This is a genomic window from Aliagarivorans marinus DSM 23064 (genome assembly GCF_000429485.1).
Lineage (GTDB): Bacteria > Pseudomonadota > Gammaproteobacteria > Enterobacterales > Celerinatantimonadaceae > Aliagarivorans > Aliagarivorans marinus.
The window spans coordinates 35,695-56,262 of sequence record NZ_AUBY01000023.1 but is presented as its reverse complement, the minus strand read 5'-3'; the positions used below and the strand labels follow the sequence as shown (position 1 = coordinate 56,262).

Here is a 20,568-nt window from a genome sequence, read left to right as displayed (position 1 = left end):
CCATCGCTCTCCTTCTCTATATCCGACAAGCCTCATTGTTTTAATCGTCATTTAAAAATGCAAACAAGGAACCGAGGCCAGTCATGTCAAGACGTGAACAACGCGCAAGCGCAGAACGCTACATCCAAAACCTTCAGGGGCAACCCTTTCCCAATTCCGAGAAGATATACATTCAAGGCAGCCGCGATGATATCCAAGTCGCCATGCGCCAGATTAACCTAAGCGACAGCTTAGTGGGTGGCAGCAAAGAGAACCCTGAATTCGAGGCCAATGAGCCGGTGCGTGTCTACGACACCTCGGGTATCTACACCGATGAGCGCTGCGAGTTGGATGTGCGCAAAGGCCTACCCAAGCTGCGCCAAGCCTGGATCGAAGAGCGTGGCGATTGCGAGCAGCTGAGCGCGCTGAGCTCTAACTTCTCTCAGCAGCGTTTGGCCGATGAAGGCCTCGATCATATCCGCTTCGAGCACCTGCCAACCCCACGTAAAGCCAAGCTGGGCAAGACCGTGACTCAGTTGCACTATGCCCGCGCCGGCATCGTTACCCCAGAGATGGAATACATCGCGATCCGCGAGAATATGGGGCGCGAGAAGATCCGCGAAGACTTACTGGCCCAGCAGCAACAAGGCAACAGCTTCGGCGCAGCCCTGCCCGAGCAGATCACCCCGGAGTTCGTACGCGAGGAAGTGGCCAAGGGCCGCGCAATTATCCCCTGTAACATCAACCACCCGGAAGCCGAGCCGATGATCATTGGCCGCAACTTTATGGTGAAGGTGAATGCCAACATCGGTAACTCCTCGGTGAGTTCATCCATCGAGGAAGAGGTGGAGAAGCTGGTGTGGGCCAGCCGTTGGGGCGCTGATACGGTGATGGACCTATCGACCGGGCGCTACATCCACGAAACCCGTGAATGGATCATCCGCAACTCGCCGGTGCCGATTGGCACCGTGCCGATCTACCAAGCGCTGGAAAAAGTAAACGGCATCGCCGAAGACCTGAGCTGGGAGGTGTTCCGCGACACCCTGATTGAGCAGGCCGAACAAGGGGTTGATTACTTCACCATTCACGCCGGGGTGCTGCTGCGCTATGTGCCAATGACTGCCAAGCGCACCACCGGCATCGTTAGCCGGGGTGGCTCAATCATGGCCAAGTGGTGTCTGGCCCACCACCAAGAAAGCTTTTTGTACGAGCACTTCCGCGATATCTGTGAGATCTGTGCCGCCTACGATGTCTCGCTGTCGCTGGGCGATGGCATGCGCCCAGGCTCGGTCGCCGATGCCAACGATGAGGCGCAATTTGCCGAGCTGCAAACCCTCGGTGAGCTGACCAAGATCGCCTGGGAGTACGATGTACAAGTGATCATCGAAGGCCCGGGGCATATCCCGATGCAGATGATCAAAGAGAACATGGATAAGCAGCTGGAGCTGTGCCATGAAGCGCCGTTCTACACCTTGGGCCCGTTGGTAACCGACATCTCTCCCGGCTACGACCATTTCTCCTCCGGTATTGGCGCGGCGATGATCGGCTGGTTTGGCTGCGCCATGCTGTGTTATGTGACCCCGAAGGAGCATCTGGGTTTACCTAACAAAGATGACGTAAAGCAGGGTATGATTGCCTACAAGATTGCCGCGCACGCCGCCGACTTGGCCAAAGGGCACGTCGGCGCGCAGATCCGCGATAACGCCATGAGTAAAGCGCGCTTTGAGTTCCGCTGGGAAGACCAGTTCAATCTGGCGCTCGACCCCGACACCGCCCGCGCCTACCACGATGAGACGCTGCCGCAAGAGAGCGCTAAGGTGGCACACTTCTGCTCGATGTGCGGGCCGAAGTTCTGCTCGATGAAAATCTCCCAGGAGGTGCGCGATTATGCCGCCGACCTGGAAATTAAACTATTGGACGAGCCGCTGGCAGATTTGCAGCCTCAGCAGGCAATCCAACAAGGTATGGCCGAGAAGTCCCAAGAGTTTCTCGCCAGTGGCAGTGAAATCTATCACTCGCCAGTGAAGTAACAGGAGTTAACTATGCAGGCCACCGCGCCAACCCGCCCACAAATCTGGACCATTGCCGGCAGCGACAGCTGCGCGGGTGCTGGTCTGCAAGCCGATCTGCTGACCGCCCACGACCTCGGCGTGGACTGCGCCACCGCGGTGACCGCGATTACTGCGCAAAACGTCGAGCAGGTGACCATGGTGCAGGGCGCAAGCCCGGCATTGTTGGAAGCCCAGCTGGATGCACTGGCTGTCAGTTGCCCGGCCAAGGTCATCAAGATCGGCATGATTGGCAGCGCCGAGCTAGTGAGCTTGATTGCCGCCAAACTCGCCGAGTACAAGCGGGAGTGGGCGCAGCCACCGTTGGTGGTGTTGGATCCGGTGCTGGTGGCCAGCTCCGGTGCCAGCTTGGCCGACAGTGGCCTGCTGCAAACCCTCCCTGAACTACTAGCGCAAACCGATGTACTGACACCCAATGCCTGTGAACTCTCGCAGCTATCCGGCCTTGAGTTGAACTCCCCGGAGCGTTTGCGTGAAGCCTGCCAAGGGCTGCTGGCGCAAGGCGTAAAAGCGGTGTGGGCCAAGGGTGGTCACAGTGAGTTGAGTACCGATCTGGCAGTGGACTTCTTTACCGATGGTGAGCGCGAAATCCTGCTAAGCAGCCCGCGCCTTGCTGCGCCACATACCCACGGTACTGGCTGCACCTTGGCGGCCGCGCTGGCTAGCGCTTTGGCCCATGACTATGCCATGGAAGATGCGCTGTGTTTGGCCAAGGCCTATGTCTATCAGGGCCTAAAACAACTTAAAGGACGCGGTAACCTAGCCCACTGCGGTTGGCCGGAAGACCGCGCCGACTTCCCCCATGTGGAGAGCGCACAAACCGAGCTGGGCCAACAGTTTGGTATTCGCGATAGCTGGCCGGAGCGCGTGGAGTTTCCGCGCTGCGATACCTTGCAACTTGGCGTCTATCCGGTCGTCGATAGCGTCGAGTGGATTGAGCGACTGCTTGAGATGGGCATAAAAACCCTGCAACTGCGCATCAAAGACCTACCAGACGAGCAGGTAGAGCAAGACGTTATCCGCGCCATCGAGCTGGGCGAGCAGCATCAGGCCCGCTTGTTTATTAACGACTACTGGCGCTTAGCGATCAAGCACGGCGCCTACGGCGTACATCTTGGTCAGGAAGATCTAGAAGTGGCCGACCTGGATGCCATCGCCAAGGCCGGGCTGAAGATCGGCATTAGCACCCACGGCTACTTTGAGCTGCTACGCGCCGCACAGCTTAACCCGAGCTATATCGCGCTGGGCCATATCTTCCCGACCACCACCAAGGATATGCCAAGTGCCCCTCAAGGCCTGCCGCGCCTTAAGCGCTACGCCAAGTTGGTGGACGACTACCCGCTGGTGGCCATCGGCGGGATCGATATCGAACGCGCCACCCCAGTATGGCAATGCGGGGTAGGCAGTGTGGCGGTGGTTCGGGCGATTACCGAAGCCCAAGACCCACAGGCGGCAGTCGATGCACTGCAGGCCATCGTTGAGCAGCCTCAAGGCTAGACAAGGAAGTGCACATGTCACTCAGTGATCAGGAAAGTCTTCGTTATAGCCGCCATCTGCTGCTGGAGCAGATCGGCGAGCAAGGCCAGCTCAAGCTTAAAGATGCCCACGTGCTGGTCATCGGCATGGGCGGACTGGGCGTACCGGCTGCTACCTACTTGGCCGGAGCCGGCGTCGGCCATCTGGTATTGGCCGATTTCGATGAGATCGACAGCTCCAACCTGCAGCGCCAGGTGCTATATCGCGAGCAAGATATCGGCCAGAGTAAGGTGCTAACCGCCAAATCCCAGCTGGAGGCGCTTAATTCGCTGATTCAGATCCGCGCGGTGAACCGCCGAATGGATGAGATGCTACTGGGCATGGAAGTGGCGCAGGCCGATGTGGTGCTGGATTGCTCGGATAACCTGGCCACCCGCTATGCGGTTAATCAGGCCTGCGTAAAGGCGGGCAAACCGCTGGTAAGTGGCGCGGCGGTCGCCTTTAGCGGCCAGCTAATGGTATTCCCGTTTAACCGCCCCGAGCAGGCTTGCTACCACTGCCTGTTCCCCAATGCCCAAGAGCAACAACTCAACTGCGCCAATGCCGGGATCCTCGGTCCGGTGGTCGGCACCATCGGCAGCTTGCAGGCGCTGGAAACCATCAAACTGATCTGTAGCATGGACAGCGCCGCCCAAGGGCGCTTCTCCAGCTTTGACGCCCAACATTTGGAATGGATGCATATCAAGATGCAGCAAGACCCCAGCTGCCCGGTGTGCGGCCAAGCCCATTCGGCACCCTAAGTTAGAAAATAGTTAGCTGAGAACGTAGTAATGAATCAGATTGAATTTAACGACCAAGGGCTGAGCTGGCCTGCGGATAAAAGCTTGGCGGAGCTAGTGGCCGAGCAGCAGAGCAATACCCAGGGTATTGCGGTGGTGGTGAACGGTGAAATTGTGCCGCAGAGCGCCTGGAATGAGCGTTGCCTAAGCGATGGCGACAAAGTAAAAGTATTTCGCGCAATCGCCGGAGGATAAGCCATGAGCCAGTTAACCATTGCCGACAAAACCTTTAACAGCCGCCTGTTTACCGGCACCGGTAAGTACGCCAACTCCGCAGTGATGGCCGAGAGCATCAAGGCCTCTGGCTCGGAGCTGGTGACCATGGCGCTCAAACGTGTCGATGTCAACGACAACCAAGATGACATCCTGGCACCGCTGGTAGACGCCGGGCTAAACCTGCTACCCAACACCTCCGGCGCACGTAACGCCGAAGAAGCGGTATTCGCCGCCCAGCTGGCACGCGAAGCGCTGCAAACTAACTGGCTTAAGCTGGAGATCCACCCCGATCCTAAGTACTTGCTGCCCGATCCCATTGAAACCCTGAAGGCCGCCGAAAAACTGGTAGAACTAGGCTTTGTGGTACTGCCTTATGTGCATGCCGACCCAGTGCTGTGTAAGCGTTTAGAGGAGGTGGGCTGCGCCGCGGTGATGCCGCTGGGCGCACCGATTGGTACCAACAAGGGCCTGGCGACCCATGAGTTCTTGCAGATTATTATCGAGCAGGCCCGCGTGCCAGTGGTGGTCGATGCCGGTATCGGCGCACCATCGCATGCCGCTTGGGCCATGGAGCTGGGTGCGGATGCGGTACTGGTAAACACCGCCATGGCGGTTGCCGGCGATCCCATCGCCATGTCGCGTGCCTTTGCCCAAGCAGTTGAGGCCGGGCGTACCGCCTTTGAAGCGGGCTTGGGCGCACAGCGTCAATCGGCGGAAGCCTCCAGCCCACTGACCTCGTTCTTAGATGGCCTGTAAGCCGCAGCGACAAGGAGAAAGCAATGAGCTTTGCCGATACCCTCAGCCAGTTTGATGATGCTGCGCTACAGCTGGAGATCAACAGTATCTCCAGCGCCCAAGTCGAGCAGGCGCTGGCCAAATCCAAGCTGGATCTGCAGGATTTTAAGGCGCTGATTAGCCCCGCCGCCGAGCCCTATCTGGAACAGATGGCCCAGCGCAGCCATGCGCTAACCCAGCAGCGCTTTGGCAAAACCATGCAGCTGTATATCCCGCTGTATCTGAGCAATATGTGCAGCAACGTGTGCGACTACTGTGGTTTTTCCATGGGCAACAAACTGCGTCGGGTCACCTTGGATATGGATCAGCTCAAGTCAGAACTGGAAGCGATCAAAGACCTTGGCTTCGACCATATCCTGCTGGTGACCGGAGAGAGCGAGCGCAAGGTCGGCATGGACTACTTCCGCCAGGCGGTACCCATGGTCAAGCAGTACTTTAACCATGTCAGCATGGAGGTGCAGCCGCTAGAACAGCATGAATACCAAGAGCTGATTGGCATGGGGCTGGATGCAGTGATGGTCTATCAAGAGACCTACAAGCGCCCGCGCTACGCCGAGGTTCACCCCAAAGGCAAGAAGCGCGATTTCGACTTTCGCTTGGCCACCGCCGAGCGCTTGGGCGAAGCCGGTATCCGCAAGATCGGCATTGGCGCGCTACTGGGCTTGGATGAATGGCGCAGCGACTCGTTCTATGTGGCCGCTCATCTGCAATATTTGGAGCGACGCTTTTGGCGCACCCGCTTCTCCATCTCCTTCCCGCGCCTACGCCCGTGCGAAGGCGGCTTCCAGCCTAAATCAGTGATGAGTGATCGCCAGCTGGTACAGCTTATCTGCGCCTATCGGCTGTTTAACCCCGACGTGGAGCTCTCGCTATCGACCCGCGAGTCAGCCCACTTCCGCGACCACGTGTTTCCGCTGGGGATCACTACCATGAGCGCCTACTCCAGCACCCAGCCGGGCGGCTATAGCGATGCCACCGAGCGCGCTTTAGAGCAGTTTGAAATTGACGATGGCCGCCACCCCGACGATATCGCCGAGGTAGTGGCAGACAAAGGCTATCAGGTGGTGTGGAAAGACTGGGACCGCGCGCTCGGTTAGCTCAGCGATACTAGGCGAGAGTGATCTAAGGAGAACGGCTAGCGGGTGAGATCCTGGCGGCCAATCTCCTTGTGTTGATACATCAACTCGTCGGCGTGATTAATCCAATGCTCCACGCTTTTGATATGCGGCCCCAGCTCGGACAGCCCCAGCGATAGGCCAAGCTTGAGCTGATCGCCGGTCAGCTCGGTGAGCGAGAGCTGCTCCAGCGCCAGGCGATTAACAAACAGCTTGGCCTCAGCAATCTCGGTGTTGCGCAGCAACAAGATGAACTCATCCCCGCCATAACGGCCAATCTCGTCGGTTTGACGCAGGTTGTCGCGCAAGTGTCCCGCCAGCAGCTCCAAGGCCTTATCCCCCACCCCGTGGCCATAGCGGTCGTTGAGTTGCTTGAAGCGATCTAAATCGATAAACACCAGACAAGAAGGATGGCCGCTGCGCTGATGATAGAGAAACTCGTTCTCGATGCGCTTAACAATGGCGCTGCGATTAAGCACATTGGTCAGGCCGTCACGCTCTGCAGAGTCGGCCAGCTCTTCGTAGGCACGCTTGAGCTGTTTTAGTGAGTCATCGAGTAGGTTTTGCACCATCTTGTCGTGGGTGCGATCCAAAGCGGTGTGCACCAGACAGTTCAGCTCACCGTGTTCGTCATACACCGCAAAGCAGGTCTCGCGAATAAAGCGCAGCTGGCCATCTTCGCGATTGATTCGGTAATCCACTCCCCAGTCGGTGCTAGCCGGGTCGTGCACCACCTGCTGCAGCTTGCTGATGTCTTCCGGGTGGACCAGCTCTTGGTAACTAAGCGGGCCGGTGTACAGGGTATTGGCATTGCGGCCAAACACCTTAAAAAAGCCCGGATTCACATACAGCACCCGTTTGCGATCGGGGCTGGTCATCCACACCACCGTGTCATCGGACAGCGACTCCAGCATAGTGCGGAATTTTCGCTCCGATTGATGCAGCAGAGCCTCGGCCTGTTTACGCTCGGCAATGTTCTCGATGGCTGACACAAAATACTGGGGGTGGTTTAGCTCATCGCGGATCAGCGACACACTCAGGCGCGCCCATAGATAATGCCCTTCGCGGTGGCGATAGCGCTTCTCCAGCTTGTAGGAGGTGATCTCACCATTGAGCAGACGATTCACGCGCTTGAGATCGGTATCTAAATCATCGGGGTGGGTAACCTCTTGAAAGCTCATGGTTAGCAGCTCTTCCGAGGGGTAACCAAGAAATTCACAGAGCGCTTTATTGACCCTGACAAAATGGCCACCTAACGAGACATGGGCCATGCCGATGGCGACGCTATCGAAGGTATCGAGGAAGCGCTTCTCCATCTCTTTGAGTTGCCGGGCAAGCTGCTGATGCTGCTCGGTGGTGCGCAGCGATGCCACCGCGAACACTTCATGGTTGATCTCTTGGCGCGACAGGAACAACTCGCAATCGACCCGCTGGTTATGGTGGTTCATCAAGGTGACCAAGGCGCGTACCTGCTCCCGCTCGCTGGAGTTTAAGAACATATTGCGCAGATTCTTATGATGCTTCTTGATGTGCTCTGGAACGAAGTCTTCGACCACCCGCCCTTTAAGTTCGGCCTGTTTACATTGCAGGAGGGTTTCGGCCGCAGGATTGGCGTAGCAGATCCGCCCCTGCTGATTAACCAGCAAGATGGCATCCGGCACCAAGTGCATATCGTGATTGACCGGGCAAGCGACCCGCTCTTGTTGACGCAGCAAAAGGATTAACAGCAGCACACTCGCAACCGTTAGGGCAATCGAGTAAGTGATTGATGCTTGGGCCAATGCGGTAGCGAGCAGCCCAAATTGCAGCAGCATGACTAATGCGGCGATTCGTTCCTTGAAGCGCATTCCGTAAACGTTTAACTGAGTAATTGGTAAAGTATAGATAAGTGACAAAAAACATTTTATTTTTTGACAATAAAGATGCGGCCAGTCCGACAAGGCTGGCTTACAAAGTGGAACTGTCGCGCGTGAGAATCAGCGCGTGGAAAGTTCGCTTAGATCACGCACAAATCGCGCGAAACGCGGCGTATCGTTGCCAGTTAATCCGTTGTAGTGATATTCCACCCAGCTACCCAACCTTGGGGGATTGCGCCGCTGCTCATCGCTAAAACCGCTGCCCAGTTTAAAGCGCCGACCATCGGCCGCTTCTACGATCAATGCCCCCAGCATCCCTTGGTACTTGCCCTTTCCCGGGCTATAGCCAACCACCTTCGCCTCGCCGTCCTGATAGGTTTTGTACTTGATAAAGCCTTGTGAACGCCCCGGAATATACAGGCTTTGCGGGTCGCGAATGATCAGCCCTTCACCGCCTTGTTGCTCAACACTCATCAGCTGTTTGCGCAGAAAGTCCGGGTCAGCCACCGCTTGGTACTGCACCACTTCCGCCCAGCTCACATCCGCTAGCAGCGCGGGCAGCTGCTGATAGCGCAGCTGATAGTCGCCGGGGAAATCCGGCCTGTCGAATACCATAAACCGCAGTGTCTGCCAGTCGGGGTCAGCCGGCTGGCCGCGCTTCACCAAGCCCAACAGGCTTTCAAACTGGCCCCGGCCCAGCCACAGTTCACCATCCAATTGCTGCTTGGGCAGCTCGGCCAGCAGGCTATCGGGTATGGCCAGCGGTAAACCACTACGGCTCAACATCTGTTGGCCATCCCAGAAGGCGCGGATACCGTCGTATTTCTCGCTGTACCACAGCCCGCTAACATCGCGCCCTTGGCTATAGTTAGTAGCGAGCATCAGTGGCACGGTTTGCTCAGCGGCGCAGTGCAAGCTAGGCACACCCAATAGTGCGAGAGTTAATGCGTGGCATCGAGTCATGGAGCACTCCGAAAAAACATTAATGACAATTTAGTCACAAAAGTTTTTTGTCGCCAATTTTATTCAATGAGTTTTGCCGGGCACTTAGCATCCGAGCACATAACAAATTAGCAACGAGGAGAAAACCATGGGTTTGGTACTGTTTTTGATTATCGGCGCGCTGGCCGGCTGGCTGGCGGGTAAGATCATGAAGGGCTCGGGCTTTGGCGTGCTGGGGAACATTGTGGTCGGGGTGATAGGCTCGGTGTTAGGTGGCCTGCTGTTCTCCTTGCTGGGATTGAGCAGCAGCGGCCTGGTCGGCTCGTTGGTCACCGCGGTGGTCGGTGCGGTGCTGCTGCTATTTATCGTCAACAAACTGAAATCCTAGCCCCGCACGCCATTAGCGCTAACTGGCGGAATAGCGGGCTACTCGCACAGCTCCAAGCGGTTGCCCTCTGGGTCGAGCACGACGGCTTCATAGTAGCCATCGCCGGTGGTTCTGGGGCCATCGGCCAAGGTGTAGCCATCATCCACCAGCCGCTGGCTGAGTTGGTCCACCGCCAGCTTGCTACCCAACTCGATGGCTAGGTGCGCCCACCCCACTGCATCTTCTTGCCCAGTTGCCAAACCCGGTCGGTGCATCAGCTCCAGCCGAGCGCCTTTTGCTGAGGACGAAGCGCCCGGAGAAGGCGGAAAACTGAGAAAGTAGGATTGAAACTGCTTAGCGGGATTGTGATAACGCTCTCCGGCGCTTGCCCCAAAGTAGCGCTCATAGAAGGCCTTCATCACCTCAAGGTCGTGCACCCACAGGCCGATATGTTCGATTTTCATTGGTTTGCTCCGCTGACCAAGTCGTGATCTGCGAGTCTATGCCTGTCAGGCGAATTTGTTAAGCTATTCACAGCAGATAGCGAATAACGAAGATATGCCACAACAACTGATACTCTACGGTAGGTTGCTGCGTGAGTTTGAAACCGTGCGAGCCATGGTGGAGATCTACTGCCGGCAGCAGCATCGCAGCACGCTTAGCCCTTGCAGATCTGGCCTTTGCACATCTGGCCCTTGCACCGATTGCGCCGCGCTACTTGAATACGCGAAGCTGCGCCTGGACCGTTGCCCCTACGGCGAGGCTAAACCCACCTGCAACCGCTGCCCCATCCACTGCTATAAGCCCGAGCCGAAGCAACATATGCAGGCCATTATGCGTTACGCCGGGCCACGTATGCTGCTGCACCACCCGATACTGGCGATAAAGCACTTACTGTACGAGCGAGCGCCGCTTCCGGAAAAGCCAGAGGCCGGGGCATCCAACCGCAGTAGGCGGCTCAGTCAAAGCAAACACAAGTAAACCGCAGATACAAAAAGAGCTGGCAACTGCCAGCTCTTTGTTATCGCGATAGCAAGTACTTACTTAAAGATATGCTTGTTAACGATATTCTCTAGCAGCTCTTGTTGACCAGACACGTGTTGTGGGTCGATGTTGTTGTCGAAGGCGTAGTTCGCGATAGACTCCAGGCTGTGGTCGCCAGTCATAATCGCTTTACCGAAGTCGCCGCTCCAACCAGCGTAGCGCTCTGCAACTTTCTTGCTTAGCTCTTCGCTTTCAATCAGTGCAGCTGCTTTCTCAAGTGCCAAAGCACAAGTATCCATGCCGCCAACGTGACCGTGGAAGAAGTCTGCCGCATCGATAGATTGACGACGCAGTTTGGTATCGAACATCAGGCCGCCGGTGGTGAAACCGCCAGAGCGCAGGATGTCGTACATTACTGGGGTCCACTCTTCAACGCTGTTCGGGAACTGGTCAGTATCCCAACCTAGTTGTGCATCACCGCGGTTAGCATCAATAGAACCGAACAGACCCAGAGAAATCGCAGTGGCAATCTCATGGTGGAACGAGTGGCCAGCCAAGGTAGCGTGGTTAACTTCGATGTTTACTTTCACTTCGTCTTCCAGGCCGAATTGCTTCAGGAAGCCGTATACAGTGGCAGTGTCGTAGTCGTACTGGTGCTTGGTAGGCTCAGCAGGCTTAGGCTCGATCAGCAGGGTGCCTTTGAAGCCAATCTTATGCTTGTGCTCGACAACCATCTGGAAGAAACGACCTAGCTGCTCACGTTCTTGACGCAGGTCGGTGTTCAGCAGGGTTTCGTAACCTTCACGGCCGCCCCACAGTACGTAGTTCTCACCGCCCAGTGCTTTAGTGGCATTCATGGCAGTGAATACTTGTGCAGCTGCGTAAGCGAAGATTTCTGGGTTCGGGTTAGAGCCCGCACCAGACATGTAACGCTTGTGAGAGAACGCGTTCGCGGTGCCCCACATTAGCTTCATGCCAGTTTCTTCTTGTTTCTTAGCCAACACGTCCATCATCACGGCCATGTTTTCTTTGTACTCACGGATTGAGTTGCCGCCTGGGGCTACGTCAACATCGTGGAACGAGTAGTAGTTCACGCCCAGCTTGGTGAACAGGTCGAACGCAACATCGGCTTTCGCTTTAGCCACATCCATCTCGCTGCCAGCTTTGAACCATGGACGGTCAAAGGTACCTTCACCGAAGATATCAAAACCGTTCCAGCAGAAGTTGTGCCAGTAGCAAGCAGCAAAGCGCAGGTGCTCAGCCATGGTTTTGCCCAGTACAACTTTGTTGGCGTCATAGTGGCGGAAAGCTAGCGGGTTAGTAGACTCTGGCCCTTCGAACTTGACCTTGTCAAAATCAGCAAAATATTGAGACATCTGAACGTGCTCCTTGGTGGTTAATCGTTGTGGAGAGCCAACTCTCCCGTTGTGTGGAGCCATTTTTCACCCCCGTGAGAACGTTGCCAATTATGAAAAGTGGCGACCAATTTCAGCTATTTGCTTTTCGTGCGCTAACTCCCGTTTTAATCGCCCGATCTTTAAGATATCTGGTTTTGTTATGGTTATTTACAAGTGTTTAACCCTGTGTTTAACAGTGGTTTTCATAAAGCTAAAATCAAGCTTATGGCAAGGCTTGCTCAAACTCACTGCGTTCATTCATCCAATCGGTCGCAGGATCAAAAAAGGCAAGCCCGCAGGCTTGCCTTCTAACACTGGTGAAAACTGGCTTATTTGGCCAGCACAGTCAACGCAGTATCAACCACGTTTTCAACCGTGAAGCCAAACATCTTGAACAGCTCACCGGCTGGCGCAGATTCACCGAAGGTAGTCATACCTACAGTTGCACCGTCCAGGCCAACGTACTTGCCCCAGAAGTCTGCAGACAGTGCTTCGATGGCTACACGTGCGCGCACGCTGCTTGGCAGTACCGCTTCACGGTAAGCTGCATCTTGCTTGTCGAAACGCTCACTACAAGGCATAGACACAACGCGAACTTGTTTGCCTTGCTCAGTCAGCTTAGCGGCAGCTTCAACAGCCAGCTCAACTTCAGAACCGGTTGCAATCAGAATCAGCTCAGGCGCAGCCGCGCTGTCTTTCAGGATGTAAGCACCACGGCTGATTTGCTCTAGCTGCTCGGCACTACGTTTTTGCTGAGCCAGACCTTGGCGAGAAAAGATCAGTGCACTTGGGCCGTCAACACGCTCAACCGCATTGATCCAAGAAGCCGCTGACTCAACTTGGTCACAAGGACGCCAGGTTTCCATGTTTGGAGTCAGACGTAGGCTAGCTACTTGCTCAACCGGCTGGTGAGTCGGGCCATCTTCACCCAGACCGATAGAGTCGTGCGTGTAAACGAAGATAGAACGCTGCTTCATCAGCGCAGCCATACGTACTGCGTTACGCGCGTATTCCATAAACATCAGGAAGGTAGCGCTGTAAGGAACAAAACCACCGTGCAGAGCGATACCGTTCTGCATGGCGCTCATACCGAACTCACGTACACCGTAGTGGATGTAGTTACCAGAGGCATCTTCTCCAGTCACAGACTTAGAGCTGGCGTGGAAGGTTAGGTTAGATGGCGCAAGGTCAGCAGAGCCACCCAGCAGTTCTGGCAAAATCTTACCGATTACGTCCAGAGTGTTCTTAGAGGCTTGACGGCTAGCAATGTTCGCAGGCTCGTTTTGCAGACGGCTTAGCAGCGCTGCAGTTTCAGCTTTCCAGTTCTCTGGTAGCTCGCCAGTTACGCGACGTGCGTATTCAGCAGCCAGCTCTGGGTGCGCTTTTTTGTACGCTTCGAACTTAGCGTCCCAAGCTTTCTCTTGCTCGCCACCTTTGCCTTTACCATCCCATGCTTCGTATACGTCAGCAGGGATTTCAAATGCAGGGTGCTCCCAGCCCAGGAACTCGCGCGCTGCCTTGATTTCTTCGTCACCCAGTGGGGCGCCGTGACAGTCGTGAGAACCAGACTTGTTAGGTGAACCGAAACCGATGATGGTCTTGGTACAAATCAGAGTAGGCTTAGCCGTTTCTGCTTTCGCCGCTTCGATAGCAGCGTTGATCGCTTCTGGATCGTGACCGTCTACACCGCGGATTACGTGCCAGCCGTAAGACTCGAAACGTGCAGGGGTGTCGTCGGTGAACCAACCTTCAACGTGGCCGTCAATAGAGATGCCGTTGTCATCCCAGAAGGCAACCAGCTTGTTCAGGCCTAGAGTACCGGCCAGTGAACATACTTCGTGCGAGATACCTTCCATCAAACAGCCATCGCCCATGAAGGCGTAGGTGTAGTGATCAACGATATCATGGCCTTCACGGTTGAACTGAGCGCCCAGCATTTTCTCTGCTAGCGCCATACCTACTGCGTTCGCAATACCTTGGCCCAGAGGGCCAGTGGTGGTCTCAACGCCCGGCGCGTAACCGTACTCTGGGTGACCCGGAGTCTTAGAGTGTAGTTGACGGAAGTTTTTCAGCTCTTCGATGGGTAGCGCGTAGCCGCTCAGGTGCAGTAGCGAGTACAACAGCATAGAGCCGTGGCCGTTCGACAGAATGAAACGGTCGCGGTTGCTCCACGCAGGGTTGGCTGGGTTGTGGTTCAGGTGGTCACGCCACAGTACTTCGGCGATGTCAGCCATGCCCATTGGGGCGCCTGGGTGACCTGATTTAGCTTGCTGTACGCCGTCCATGCTCAAAGCGCGGATAGCATTAGCGAAACGTTGACGAGGATGAGTCATCTTCTATGTTCCTGTATTCAAAAAATTAAGCGTTAAGCGCTTCAATCAGCATCGCGTCCAGTTTTTCCTGGTCGACGGCGAACGCGCGGATACCTTCAGCCAGCTTCTCGGTGGCCATGGCATCTTCGTTGTGTGCCCAGTAGAAGGCAGCTTCAGTCATGGGCTCTGGGCGGTTGGTCGTTACGCCTTTGTCTTGTAGACGCACTTCCAGCTCAGCTTCGGTGTTGTCCAACTCTTCTAGCAGCGCAGGGCCAATGGTCAGACGGTCACAACCGGCCAGCTCAACGATCTCACCGATGTTACGGAAGCTTGCGCCCATCACTACGGTGTTGTAGCCGTGCTCTTTGTAGTAGTTGTAGATGTCGGTCACTGAGATAACGCCGGGATCTTTCGCGCCAGCGAAATCAGCGTTAGCGTCTTTGGCTTTGTACCAATCCAAGATACGGCCAACGAACGGAGAAATCAGGAATACGCCTGCTTCAGCACAAGCACGCGCTTGAGCGAATGAGAACAGCAGGGTCAGGTTACAGTTGATGCCTTCTTTTTCCAGCTGCTCGGCGGCGCGGATGCCTTGCCAGGTAGACGCCAGTTTGATCAGTACGCGATCTTTGCTTACGCCAGCGGCTTCATACAGCTCAATCAGGCGACGCGCTTTGGCAATACTCGCTTCGGTATCGAACGACAGACGCGCGTCAACTTCGGTAGAGATACGGCCAGGCACCAGCTCCAGAACTTTACAGCCAATGGTGACAACCAGCTTGTCGGCGGCCATTTCAATTTGCTCTGCTTGGTCATTGCTTTGGGTTTTGGCCCATGCAGCAACGTCTGCCAGCAAGGTTGAGTATTCAGGCAGACCCAAGGCTTTTACGATCAAAGATGGGTTAGTGGTAGCGTCTTCTGGAGAGAACTTGCGCATGGTATCCAGGTCGCCGGTATCAGCTACAACCGTGGTGTATTGTTTCAGTTGAGCGAGTAGTGAACTCATAAGATCGATGTCCTTCGTTCAGTTGAGGTAAGCGAACAACCGATGCGAGGAACAGCCCATGGCATCGGTTTCAGGTGTTACTACAATGCCAGAGTGGGATTTGGTAGCTATTACGCTTTTTGAAGGGACAATAGTGAAAACTTGCAGGAGCGATCAGGATCACGAATCGTTGGTTTGTTCCGCCGGATCCCGCAATACTTTAACGAAATAGCGTAAAGACGCTAAAAGGAAGTCAGCTAGAAATCACAACAAGATTTCCAACACGGTGAGCACGGCCATCAGCAAAAATAGCGCCCCACTCACTCGGTGTAACCACAGAGGGTTGACGCGAGCAATCAACTTGTTGCCCACCACCACACCAATGGCAGAGGTGGCGATTAAGGCTAAAGTTGCGCCCAGCCACACCGCCAATGGCGACTCGGTAGTACTCATGGTGGCAGTGGCTATCTGGGTTTTATCACCCAGCTCTGCCACAAAGATCATACTAAAGGTAGACAGGAAAACACTTCGCCCCGGCTTGGTTTGACTGCAATCGAGCTCTTCGTCATCCTCATCCGCATTGCGTAAACTCTGAACCCCAAAATAGCCAAACAATGCCGCTGCAAGCACGCTAATCAGGGTCTCCGGCAACCAACTAGCGAGGCTCGCGCCTAAGGTGACCGCAAGTAAATTTAATAAAGCAAACGCCGATGCTGCGCCTAGGAACACTCGTAGTGGACGATGCTGCGCAGCCAAAGTCATGCAAACGATCTGGCTTTTATCGCCGAACTCCGCAGCGAAAATCACTACGAAACTTAGGGCCGCCACACTCAACAAAGGGAATTCAAACATCGACTACTTCCACACAAAAACCGCGGCGGATTGTCGAAGAATCGGTCAAAAAAGTAAAGCCATCCCCAAAGGTATGGCTTTATTCTTAGGCTTGCTTTGATATGAGAGTGCTAGCCTTTTACAGCCCCGCTGGTTAGACCCGCAATCATCTGCCTTGAAGCAAACAGATAGAAGGTGACAATCGGCATAATCGATATGGTTGTTCCGAGCATCACCGCCCCCCACGGCGTATTGGGCAGGCCCTGCACCGTGCGCAGCGCCAAGGTCACCACATACATATCTTGGCTGGAGGTAACAATCAGCGGTGCCAGGAAGTTATTCCAGAAGAATACGAACTGAACGATAGCCACCGTACCCAGCACCGGCTTCATCAGCGGCAGCGCGATGCGGAAATAGATCGAGAACTCGCCCGCACCGTCGATGCGGGCTGACTCAATCAGCTCCCTTGGGATGGAGGCAATCACATACTGACGCACCAAGAAGATCGCAAACGGGGTTGCAGTAAACGGCAGCCATAGAGCCAAGCGCGTGTTCAACAAGCCCAGATACTGGATGATCATGTAGTAGGGAATCAGCCCTAAAATGGGCGGCACCATCATCGATGCCACCATGGTGCCAAAGATCGCCCCTTTACCGCGGAACTGATAGACCGCAAAGGCATAGCCCCCCATCGAGCAGAACAGTATCGACACCACGGTGCCAAGGCCTGACACATAGATACTGTTAAACATCGAGTTCCAGAACGGCAGGGTATCAATCAGCGACTCATAGTTCTCAAACAGCGCATTACCCAGTTGCAGACTCAGCTCAGAGGAGAAGATCTCGGAGCGGGTCCGGGTCGATAAAATGGCCGACCAGATAAATGGAAACACACTGAGAAAGGCACATAGCAGCAAGAACGCGTAGAAAAATAGGGTACCTATGCCACCAAATACGCGCCGCGGCAGCGAGCGCTCATCATACTCATCGCGGGTGAACATCTTAGATAAACTCATCGTTGTCATTAGTGCTCTCCCAACCCTTTCTTACCAAATACAAAGAACTGCACCGCGGTCACCGCTGCAATAATCAAGAACAGCAGCCACGACATCGCCGATGCCCAGCCCATATCCAGCCACTCCCACGCGACTTTGTAGAGGAACATTGAGATTGTCAGACCGGAGTTACCGATACCACCGGTGCCATTGGTGATGATGAAGGGTTCTTCAAACATCTGCAGACTACCGATGATGGTCAGGGTGACGCCGAAGAAGATAAACGGACGCAGGTGCGGCAATGCCACATGCCAAAAGCGCTGACGCCAGTTAGCGCCATCGAGGATCGCCGCTTCCTCTACCTCTTTGCTGAGAGTCAGGATGCCGGAGATGTAGATAACCAAGTGGAAACCGACAAACTTCCAGAACTGCAAGATTGCAATGGCAGGCTTGATCAGGGTGCGGTCCTCCAGCCAGCGCAGTGGCATAAAGGCGTTAACCCAGTCCATAAACCAGTTAATCACCGGCAAGTTGACCAACGCAACAATCGCCTTGTTGATGATGCCGACATTGGCGGAGTACATGTTTACAAAAATCAGGCTCACCGCCACGGTGGAGGTAATAAACGGCAGGAAAAACGCCGAGGTCATAAAGTGACGGAATTTGGAGCCAAGGCTTACCAACAGGTAAGCCATGGGGATCGCCACCAAATGCTGGCTAAGCCCTGAGGCAAGGCCAAGCCAGATGGTGTTGTATAGCGATTTGTAGAAATCGGGCTCTCCGAGCGAGAAGGTGTAGTTCTCAAAACCCACAAACCTCATGGAAGCCATACCGGCTACCGGGTTCCATTGGTGGAATGAGAGATAAAGCGAGAAAACAAAGCCAAACACCGAAAATACGAAAAACAGCACGATAAACGGGGTGAGGAACCCATAAGGCGCCAGTTTGGCACTGATCTGATTGAAGGAGCGACGTTGCTTACGTTGCGGGTTCTTGACGTTCGCAATCGCGCCTGAACTTAGTGACCGAGACATAGTACTCTTCCTGAGAATCAAGCGGGGACCAGCGGCCCCCGCTTACAGACAACAACAGCGATTACAGGTTGCGCATACGGCGTACAATCAGCTTTTCAGCTTCCGCCAGAGCAACTTTGACATCTTTACCTTCTTCAACCACTGAAGGCAGCGCCTGCTCTAGGATGATTGCACGAGCAATATTGTCCGCTTTCGAAGGCTTCACTGAAGGGATGTTCTCTGCGATGTCCTTCCACAGCAGGCGTGCTTGCTGACCGCCCAAGAAAGCCATCTCTTCATCAAACATCGGCGCATCGAAGGTGGCGCGCAGCGCTGGGAAGGCAGCGTTGGTATCGAACTCATACAGTACGATGTCGCGGTCTTGGGTCAGCCATTGAGCCAGCTTGTAAGCCGCTTCTTTGTTTTCGCTTTGGGCAGGAATCGCCAGGAAGGTACCGCCCCAAGAGCCGTAGAAACCGGCAGGCAGGCCTTCTACACCCCATTTACCGGCGGTGTCTGGGGCAATCCATGACTCGAGGAAACCCGCCAGCCACGCACCAGAGAACTGGATAGCGAAGCTGCCTTGCTTAAGACCTTCAAACCACTCTGAACTCCAGTCGCCAAAGCGGCCATCAAGACCCAGCTCACGGGCTTTTTGTGCGTAGGTAAAGGCTTTGACAAAGCGCTCGCTGGTCACGATTGGCTTGTCATCGGCGTCGAAGTAGATGCTGTTACCTTCTTCAACTTCGGTGTTGATAATGGTTTGGGCAATCGAACCCGCGTGACCAACCAGAGGAACGCCTTTCTTCTTCAGCTCTACACCCCAGTCGATCAGCGCATCCCAGTCTTTGGTCACTTCTTCTGGCTTGAAGCCAAGGTCTTGCATGTGCTCGCGGCGGTAGTACATCACGCCCGGGCCGATGTTCAATGGCAGCGCGTACACGTTGCCGTCGGTACCTTTACCCTGAGCGAAGGCAAAGTCTACGAACTTGTCGGCGTCTTTATCGGCGCCAAAGGCAGAGGTTAGGTCGGTAAAGCCACCTTGGTTTACGATCGCGCCGATCTTCTCAACGTCGATACATACCAAGTCACCGGCACCGTCGCCGGTGGCTAGAGCAGTGGTCAGTTTATTGTGGTGGTCAACCCAGTTGTTAGAGAGAACCTCTACCTTGATATCTGGGTTGGCAGCATAGAATTCATCGATTTTGTCGACGGCGGTTTTGTCATGGTTTGGCCAGCAGTCATAACGAATCGTCGTGGCGGCTTGTGCTGCAGCGGTGGTACCAACAAGCAGTAGGGCTAGGCTAAGTTTTTTAAGTTCCATCTGATTAGTTCCTATCATTAGCAGCCCCTACTCTGGAGAGTGAAGACCGCTAGCTTACGTGGCTATCACAGATTCTCGCTCCATCAGTTCTACCTGTACTTCAAGTGCGGAATCCAAGGGTTCCTGGTCAACCAGGCTTAACGCCCGCATGGCCGCCAAATGGCCAATATCTGACACCGGAATTCGCATCGAGCTCATCTGTGGCTTGAGGAACTCATTCAGAGGGACATCCTCAAAGCCAATCACTGAGACATCGTCTGGAACCGACAGACCGGCTTGATTCAGCGCCTGCACGCCACCGATCGCCATCTCATCGCTTCCGTAAAACACCGCGCTGAACTTATGCCCAGCGGCCAATAACTTCTCGGTGGCTTGCTTGCCGCCCGGCACCTGAAAATTCGACTCCAAAACTAATTCGGGGCGATAGGGGATATCGTTATCCTCTAAGGCCTTGCGATAGCCCTGCAGGCGACTGCGTGCATCGCGATTGGTCATCGGCCCGGTGACGGTGGCAATGTCACGGTGGCCATTCTCAATCAGGTGTTGGGTGGCGTTATAGCCGCCGGTTGCATCATCGAAGCGGATACACTGGTCGCGGATCTCCTCAATATCGCGGGAGATCAACACCACTGGGGTACCGCTCTGGTTGATCTTGATGAGCTCCTCGTCCGACAAACAGTCGGTGCTCAAGATCATCGCATCCACCTGGCGAGACAGCATAAAGTCCACCGCTGCCCGCTCTGCTTCATACTTACCGCTGCCACTGCACACCATGCAGTGGAAACCTTTCTTGGTTAATACCTCTTCGACTTCAACCATGATGCTGCCGAAGAAGTAGCCCCCCAAAGAGCGCACCATCAAACCGATACTGTTAGACCGGCCTTTGGCGAGCGCTTGAGAGAAGTAATTCGGGGCAAAACCAAGCTCATCCATCGCCTGATTGACCCGCTCTCGGAGCGCGGGCTTCACACCGGGGAAATCATTCAACACCCGTGAAACCGTCGCACGAGACACGCCTGCCCTAGCGGCGACGTCTCTGATCGTGACTTTCTTATTGCTCACTTTTTGTCTAC

Annotated in this window: 19 protein-coding genes; 8 read left to right on the top strand and 11 right to left on the bottom strand. The window is 55.0% G+C overall.

Going from position 1 to position 20,568, the window contains the following annotated elements:
- Positions 1-83 precede the first annotated feature (83 nt).
- From thiC to thiH, 6 genes are read left to right on the top strand one after another with little or no spacing between them, the layout of a single operon-like run.
- The gene (gene thiC / locus G461_RS0111090; protein ID WP_026971887.1) at positions 84-2,009 is read left to right on the top strand and encodes a phosphomethylpyrimidine synthase ThiC; all 1,926 of its coding nucleotides are present in this window, start codon (positions 84-86) and stop codon (positions 2,007-2,009) included.
- Between the two features lie 12 nt (positions 2,010-2,021).
- The gene (thiE, locus tag G461_RS0111085; protein ID WP_026971886.1) at positions 2,022-3,545 is read left to right on the top strand and encodes a thiamine phosphate synthase; all 1,524 of its coding nucleotides are present in this window, start codon (positions 2,022-2,024) and stop codon (positions 3,543-3,545) included.
- A gap of 14 nt (positions 3,546-3,559) precedes the next feature.
- Entirely contained in the window at positions 3,560-4,324 is a 765-nt protein-coding gene (locus G461_RS0111080) for a HesA/MoeB/ThiF family protein (RefSeq protein ID WP_026971885.1), read from the top strand.
- Positions 4,325-4,354: 30 nt separating this feature from the next.
- Positions 4,355-4,558 (top strand): sulfur carrier protein ThiS, encoded by a 204-nt coding sequence (gene thiS / locus G461_RS0111075; RefSeq protein ID WP_026959645.1) that lies wholly within the window; start codon positions 4,355-4,357, stop codon positions 4,556-4,558.
- 3 nt (positions 4,559-4,561) lie between these two features.
- The gene (locus G461_RS0111070) at positions 4,562-5,335 is read left to right on the top strand and encodes a thiazole synthase (RefSeq protein WP_026971884.1); all 774 of its coding nucleotides are present in this window, start codon (positions 4,562-4,564) and stop codon (positions 5,333-5,335) included.
- Between the two features lie 23 nt (positions 5,336-5,358).
- Positions 5,359-6,471: a 2-iminoacetate synthase ThiH gene (thiH, locus tag G461_RS0111065; RefSeq protein ID WP_026971883.1), complete on the top strand. Its 1,113-nt coding sequence runs from the start codon at positions 5,359-5,361 to the stop codon at positions 6,469-6,471.
- A 38-nt stretch (positions 6,472-6,509) separates the two neighbouring features.
- Here thiH and G461_RS0111060 read toward each other — a convergent pair whose 3' ends face one another.
- Together G461_RS0111060 and G461_RS0111055 are read right to left on the bottom strand one after the other, a co-directional pair.
- Positions 6,510-8,336, bottom strand: a complete 1,827-nt coding sequence (locus G461_RS0111060) for a PAS domain S-box protein (RefSeq protein ID WP_084429154.1) — start codon at positions 8,334-8,336, stop codon at positions 6,510-6,512.
- 129 nt (positions 8,337-8,465) lie between these two features.
- On the bottom strand, positions 8,466-9,308 hold the full coding sequence (locus tag G461_RS0111055) for a DNA ligase (protein WP_026971881.1): 843 nt from the start codon (positions 9,306-9,308) through the stop codon (positions 8,466-8,468).
- Between the two features lie 127 nt (positions 9,309-9,435).
- On the opposite strand from G461_RS0111055, the gene G461_RS0111050 reads away from it, so the two are divergent.
- On the top strand, positions 9,436-9,675 hold the full coding sequence (locus tag G461_RS0111050; protein ID WP_026971880.1) for a GlsB/YeaQ/YmgE family stress response membrane protein: 240 nt from the start codon (positions 9,436-9,438) through the stop codon (positions 9,673-9,675).
- A gap of 38 nt (positions 9,676-9,713) precedes the next feature.
- Here G461_RS0111050 and G461_RS0111045 read toward each other — a convergent pair whose 3' ends face one another.
- Positions 9,714-10,118: a VOC family protein gene (locus G461_RS0111045; protein WP_026971879.1), complete on the bottom strand. Its 405-nt coding sequence runs from the start codon at positions 10,116-10,118 to the stop codon at positions 9,714-9,716.
- 94 nt (positions 10,119-10,212) lie between these two features.
- Between G461_RS0111045 and G461_RS0111040 the strand changes: the two genes are divergently transcribed.
- Positions 10,213-10,635, top strand: a complete 423-nt coding sequence (locus tag G461_RS0111040) for a nitrous oxide-stimulated promoter family protein (RefSeq protein ID WP_035480079.1) — start codon at positions 10,213-10,215, stop codon at positions 10,633-10,635.
- A 59-nt stretch (positions 10,636-10,694) separates the two neighbouring features.
- Here G461_RS0111040 and xylA read toward each other — a convergent pair whose 3' ends face one another.
- The 8 genes from xylA to G461_RS0111000 all read right to left on the bottom strand — a co-directional run bounded on the left by xylA (position 10,695) and on the right by G461_RS0111000 (position 20,557).
- A complete protein-coding gene (gene xylA, locus G461_RS0111035; protein WP_026971877.1) occupies positions 10,695-12,014 on the bottom strand; it encodes a xylose isomerase in 1,320 nt (439 codons plus the stop codon).
- A 350-nt stretch (positions 12,015-12,364) separates the two neighbouring features.
- Positions 12,365-14,368, bottom strand: a complete 2,004-nt coding sequence (gene tkt, locus G461_RS0111030) for a transketolase (RefSeq protein ID WP_026971876.1) — start codon at positions 14,366-14,368, stop codon at positions 12,365-12,367.
- Positions 14,369-14,393: 25 nt separating this feature from the next.
- Positions 14,394-15,353, bottom strand: a complete 960-nt coding sequence (gene tal, locus G461_RS0111025) for a transaldolase (protein ID WP_026971875.1) — start codon at positions 15,351-15,353, stop codon at positions 14,394-14,396.
- A 243-nt stretch (positions 15,354-15,596) separates the two neighbouring features.
- Positions 15,597-16,184, bottom strand: a complete 588-nt coding sequence (locus G461_RS23990) for a TMEM165/GDT1 family protein (protein ID WP_035480077.1) — start codon at positions 16,182-16,184, stop codon at positions 15,597-15,599.
- 110 nt (positions 16,185-16,294) lie between these two features.
- Entirely contained in the window at positions 16,295-17,188 is an 894-nt protein-coding gene (locus tag G461_RS0111015) for a carbohydrate ABC transporter permease (RefSeq protein ID WP_026959656.1), read from the bottom strand.
- Positions 17,188-18,192 (bottom strand): carbohydrate ABC transporter permease, encoded by a 1,005-nt coding sequence (locus G461_RS0111010; RefSeq protein ID WP_051333511.1) that lies wholly within the window; start codon positions 18,190-18,192, stop codon positions 17,188-17,190. Before G461_RS0111010 ends, G461_RS0111015 begins: the two co-directional genes overlap by 1 nt.
- Before the next feature lie 61 nt (positions 18,193-18,253).
- Positions 18,254-19,495 carry an ABC transporter substrate-binding protein gene (locus G461_RS0111005; protein WP_026971874.1) on the bottom strand — a complete coding sequence of 414 codons (1,242 nt, stop codon included), beginning with the start codon at positions 19,493-19,495 and terminating at the stop codon, positions 18,254-18,256.
- Positions 19,496-19,549: 54 nt separating this feature from the next.
- Positions 19,550-20,557, bottom strand: a complete 1,008-nt coding sequence (locus G461_RS0111000; RefSeq protein ID WP_026971873.1) for a LacI family DNA-binding transcriptional regulator — start codon at positions 20,555-20,557, stop codon at positions 19,550-19,552.
- Positions 20,558-20,568: the final 11 nt, after the last annotated feature.

Excerpts from the sequence above, each read along its gene's own strand:
- G461_RS0111040 (WP_035480079.1), top strand. The coding sequence starts at position 10,213 with ATGCCACAACAACTGATACTCTACGGTAGGTTGCTGCGTGAGTTTGAA.
- thiC (WP_026971887.1), top strand. The coding sequence starts at position 84 with ATGTCAAGACGTGAACAACGCGCAAGCGCAGAACGCTACATCCAAAAC.
- G461_RS0111060 (WP_084429154.1), bottom strand. The coding sequence starts at position 8,336 with ATGCGCTTCAAGGAACGAATCGCCGCATTAGTCATGCTGCTGCAATTT.
- G461_RS0111070 (WP_026971884.1), top strand. The coding sequence starts at position 4,562 with ATGAGCCAGTTAACCATTGCCGACAAAACCTTTAACAGCCGCCTGTTT.
- G461_RS0111010 (WP_051333511.1), bottom strand. The coding sequence starts at position 18,192 with ATGTCTCGGTCACTAAGTTCAGGCGCGATTGCGAACGTCAAGAACCCG.
- tal (WP_026971875.1), bottom strand. The coding sequence starts at position 15,353 with ATGAGTTCACTACTCGCTCAACTGAAACAATACACCACGGTTGTAGCT.
- thiS (WP_026959645.1), top strand. The coding sequence starts at position 4,355 with ATGAATCAGATTGAATTTAACGACCAAGGGCTGAGCTGGCCTGCGGAT.
- G461_RS0111080 (WP_026971885.1), top strand. The coding sequence starts at position 3,560 with ATGTCACTCAGTGATCAGGAAAGTCTTCGTTATAGCCGCCATCTGCTG.
- thiE (WP_026971886.1), top strand. The coding sequence starts at position 2,022 with ATGCAGGCCACCGCGCCAACCCGCCCACAAATCTGGACCATTGCCGGC.
- G461_RS0111055 (WP_026971881.1), bottom strand. The coding sequence starts at position 9,308 with ATGACTCGATGCCACGCATTAACTCTCGCACTATTGGGTGTGCCTAGC.
- tkt (WP_026971876.1), bottom strand. The coding sequence starts at position 14,368 with ATGACTCATCCTCGTCAACGTTTCGCTAATGCTATCCGCGCTTTGAGC.
- G461_RS0111005 (WP_026971874.1), bottom strand. The coding sequence starts at position 19,495 with ATGGAACTTAAAAAACTTAGCCTAGCCCTACTGCTTGTTGGTACCACC.
- xylA (WP_026971877.1), bottom strand. The coding sequence starts at position 12,014 with ATGTCTCAATATTTTGCTGATTTTGACAAGGTCAAGTTCGAAGGGCCA.
- G461_RS23990 (WP_035480077.1), bottom strand. The coding sequence starts at position 16,184 with ATGTTTGAATTCCCTTTGTTGAGTGTGGCGGCCCTAAGTTTCGTAGTG.
- G461_RS0111015 (WP_026959656.1), bottom strand. The coding sequence starts at position 17,188 with ATGACAACGATGAGTTTATCTAAGATGTTCACCCGCGATGAGTATGAT.
- G461_RS0111045 (WP_026971879.1), bottom strand. The coding sequence starts at position 10,118 with ATGAAAATCGAACATATCGGCCTGTGGGTGCACGACCTTGAGGTGATG.
- thiH (WP_026971883.1), top strand. The coding sequence starts at position 5,359 with ATGAGCTTTGCCGATACCCTCAGCCAGTTTGATGATGCTGCGCTACAG.
- G461_RS0111050 (WP_026971880.1), top strand. The coding sequence starts at position 9,436 with ATGGGTTTGGTACTGTTTTTGATTATCGGCGCGCTGGCCGGCTGGCTG.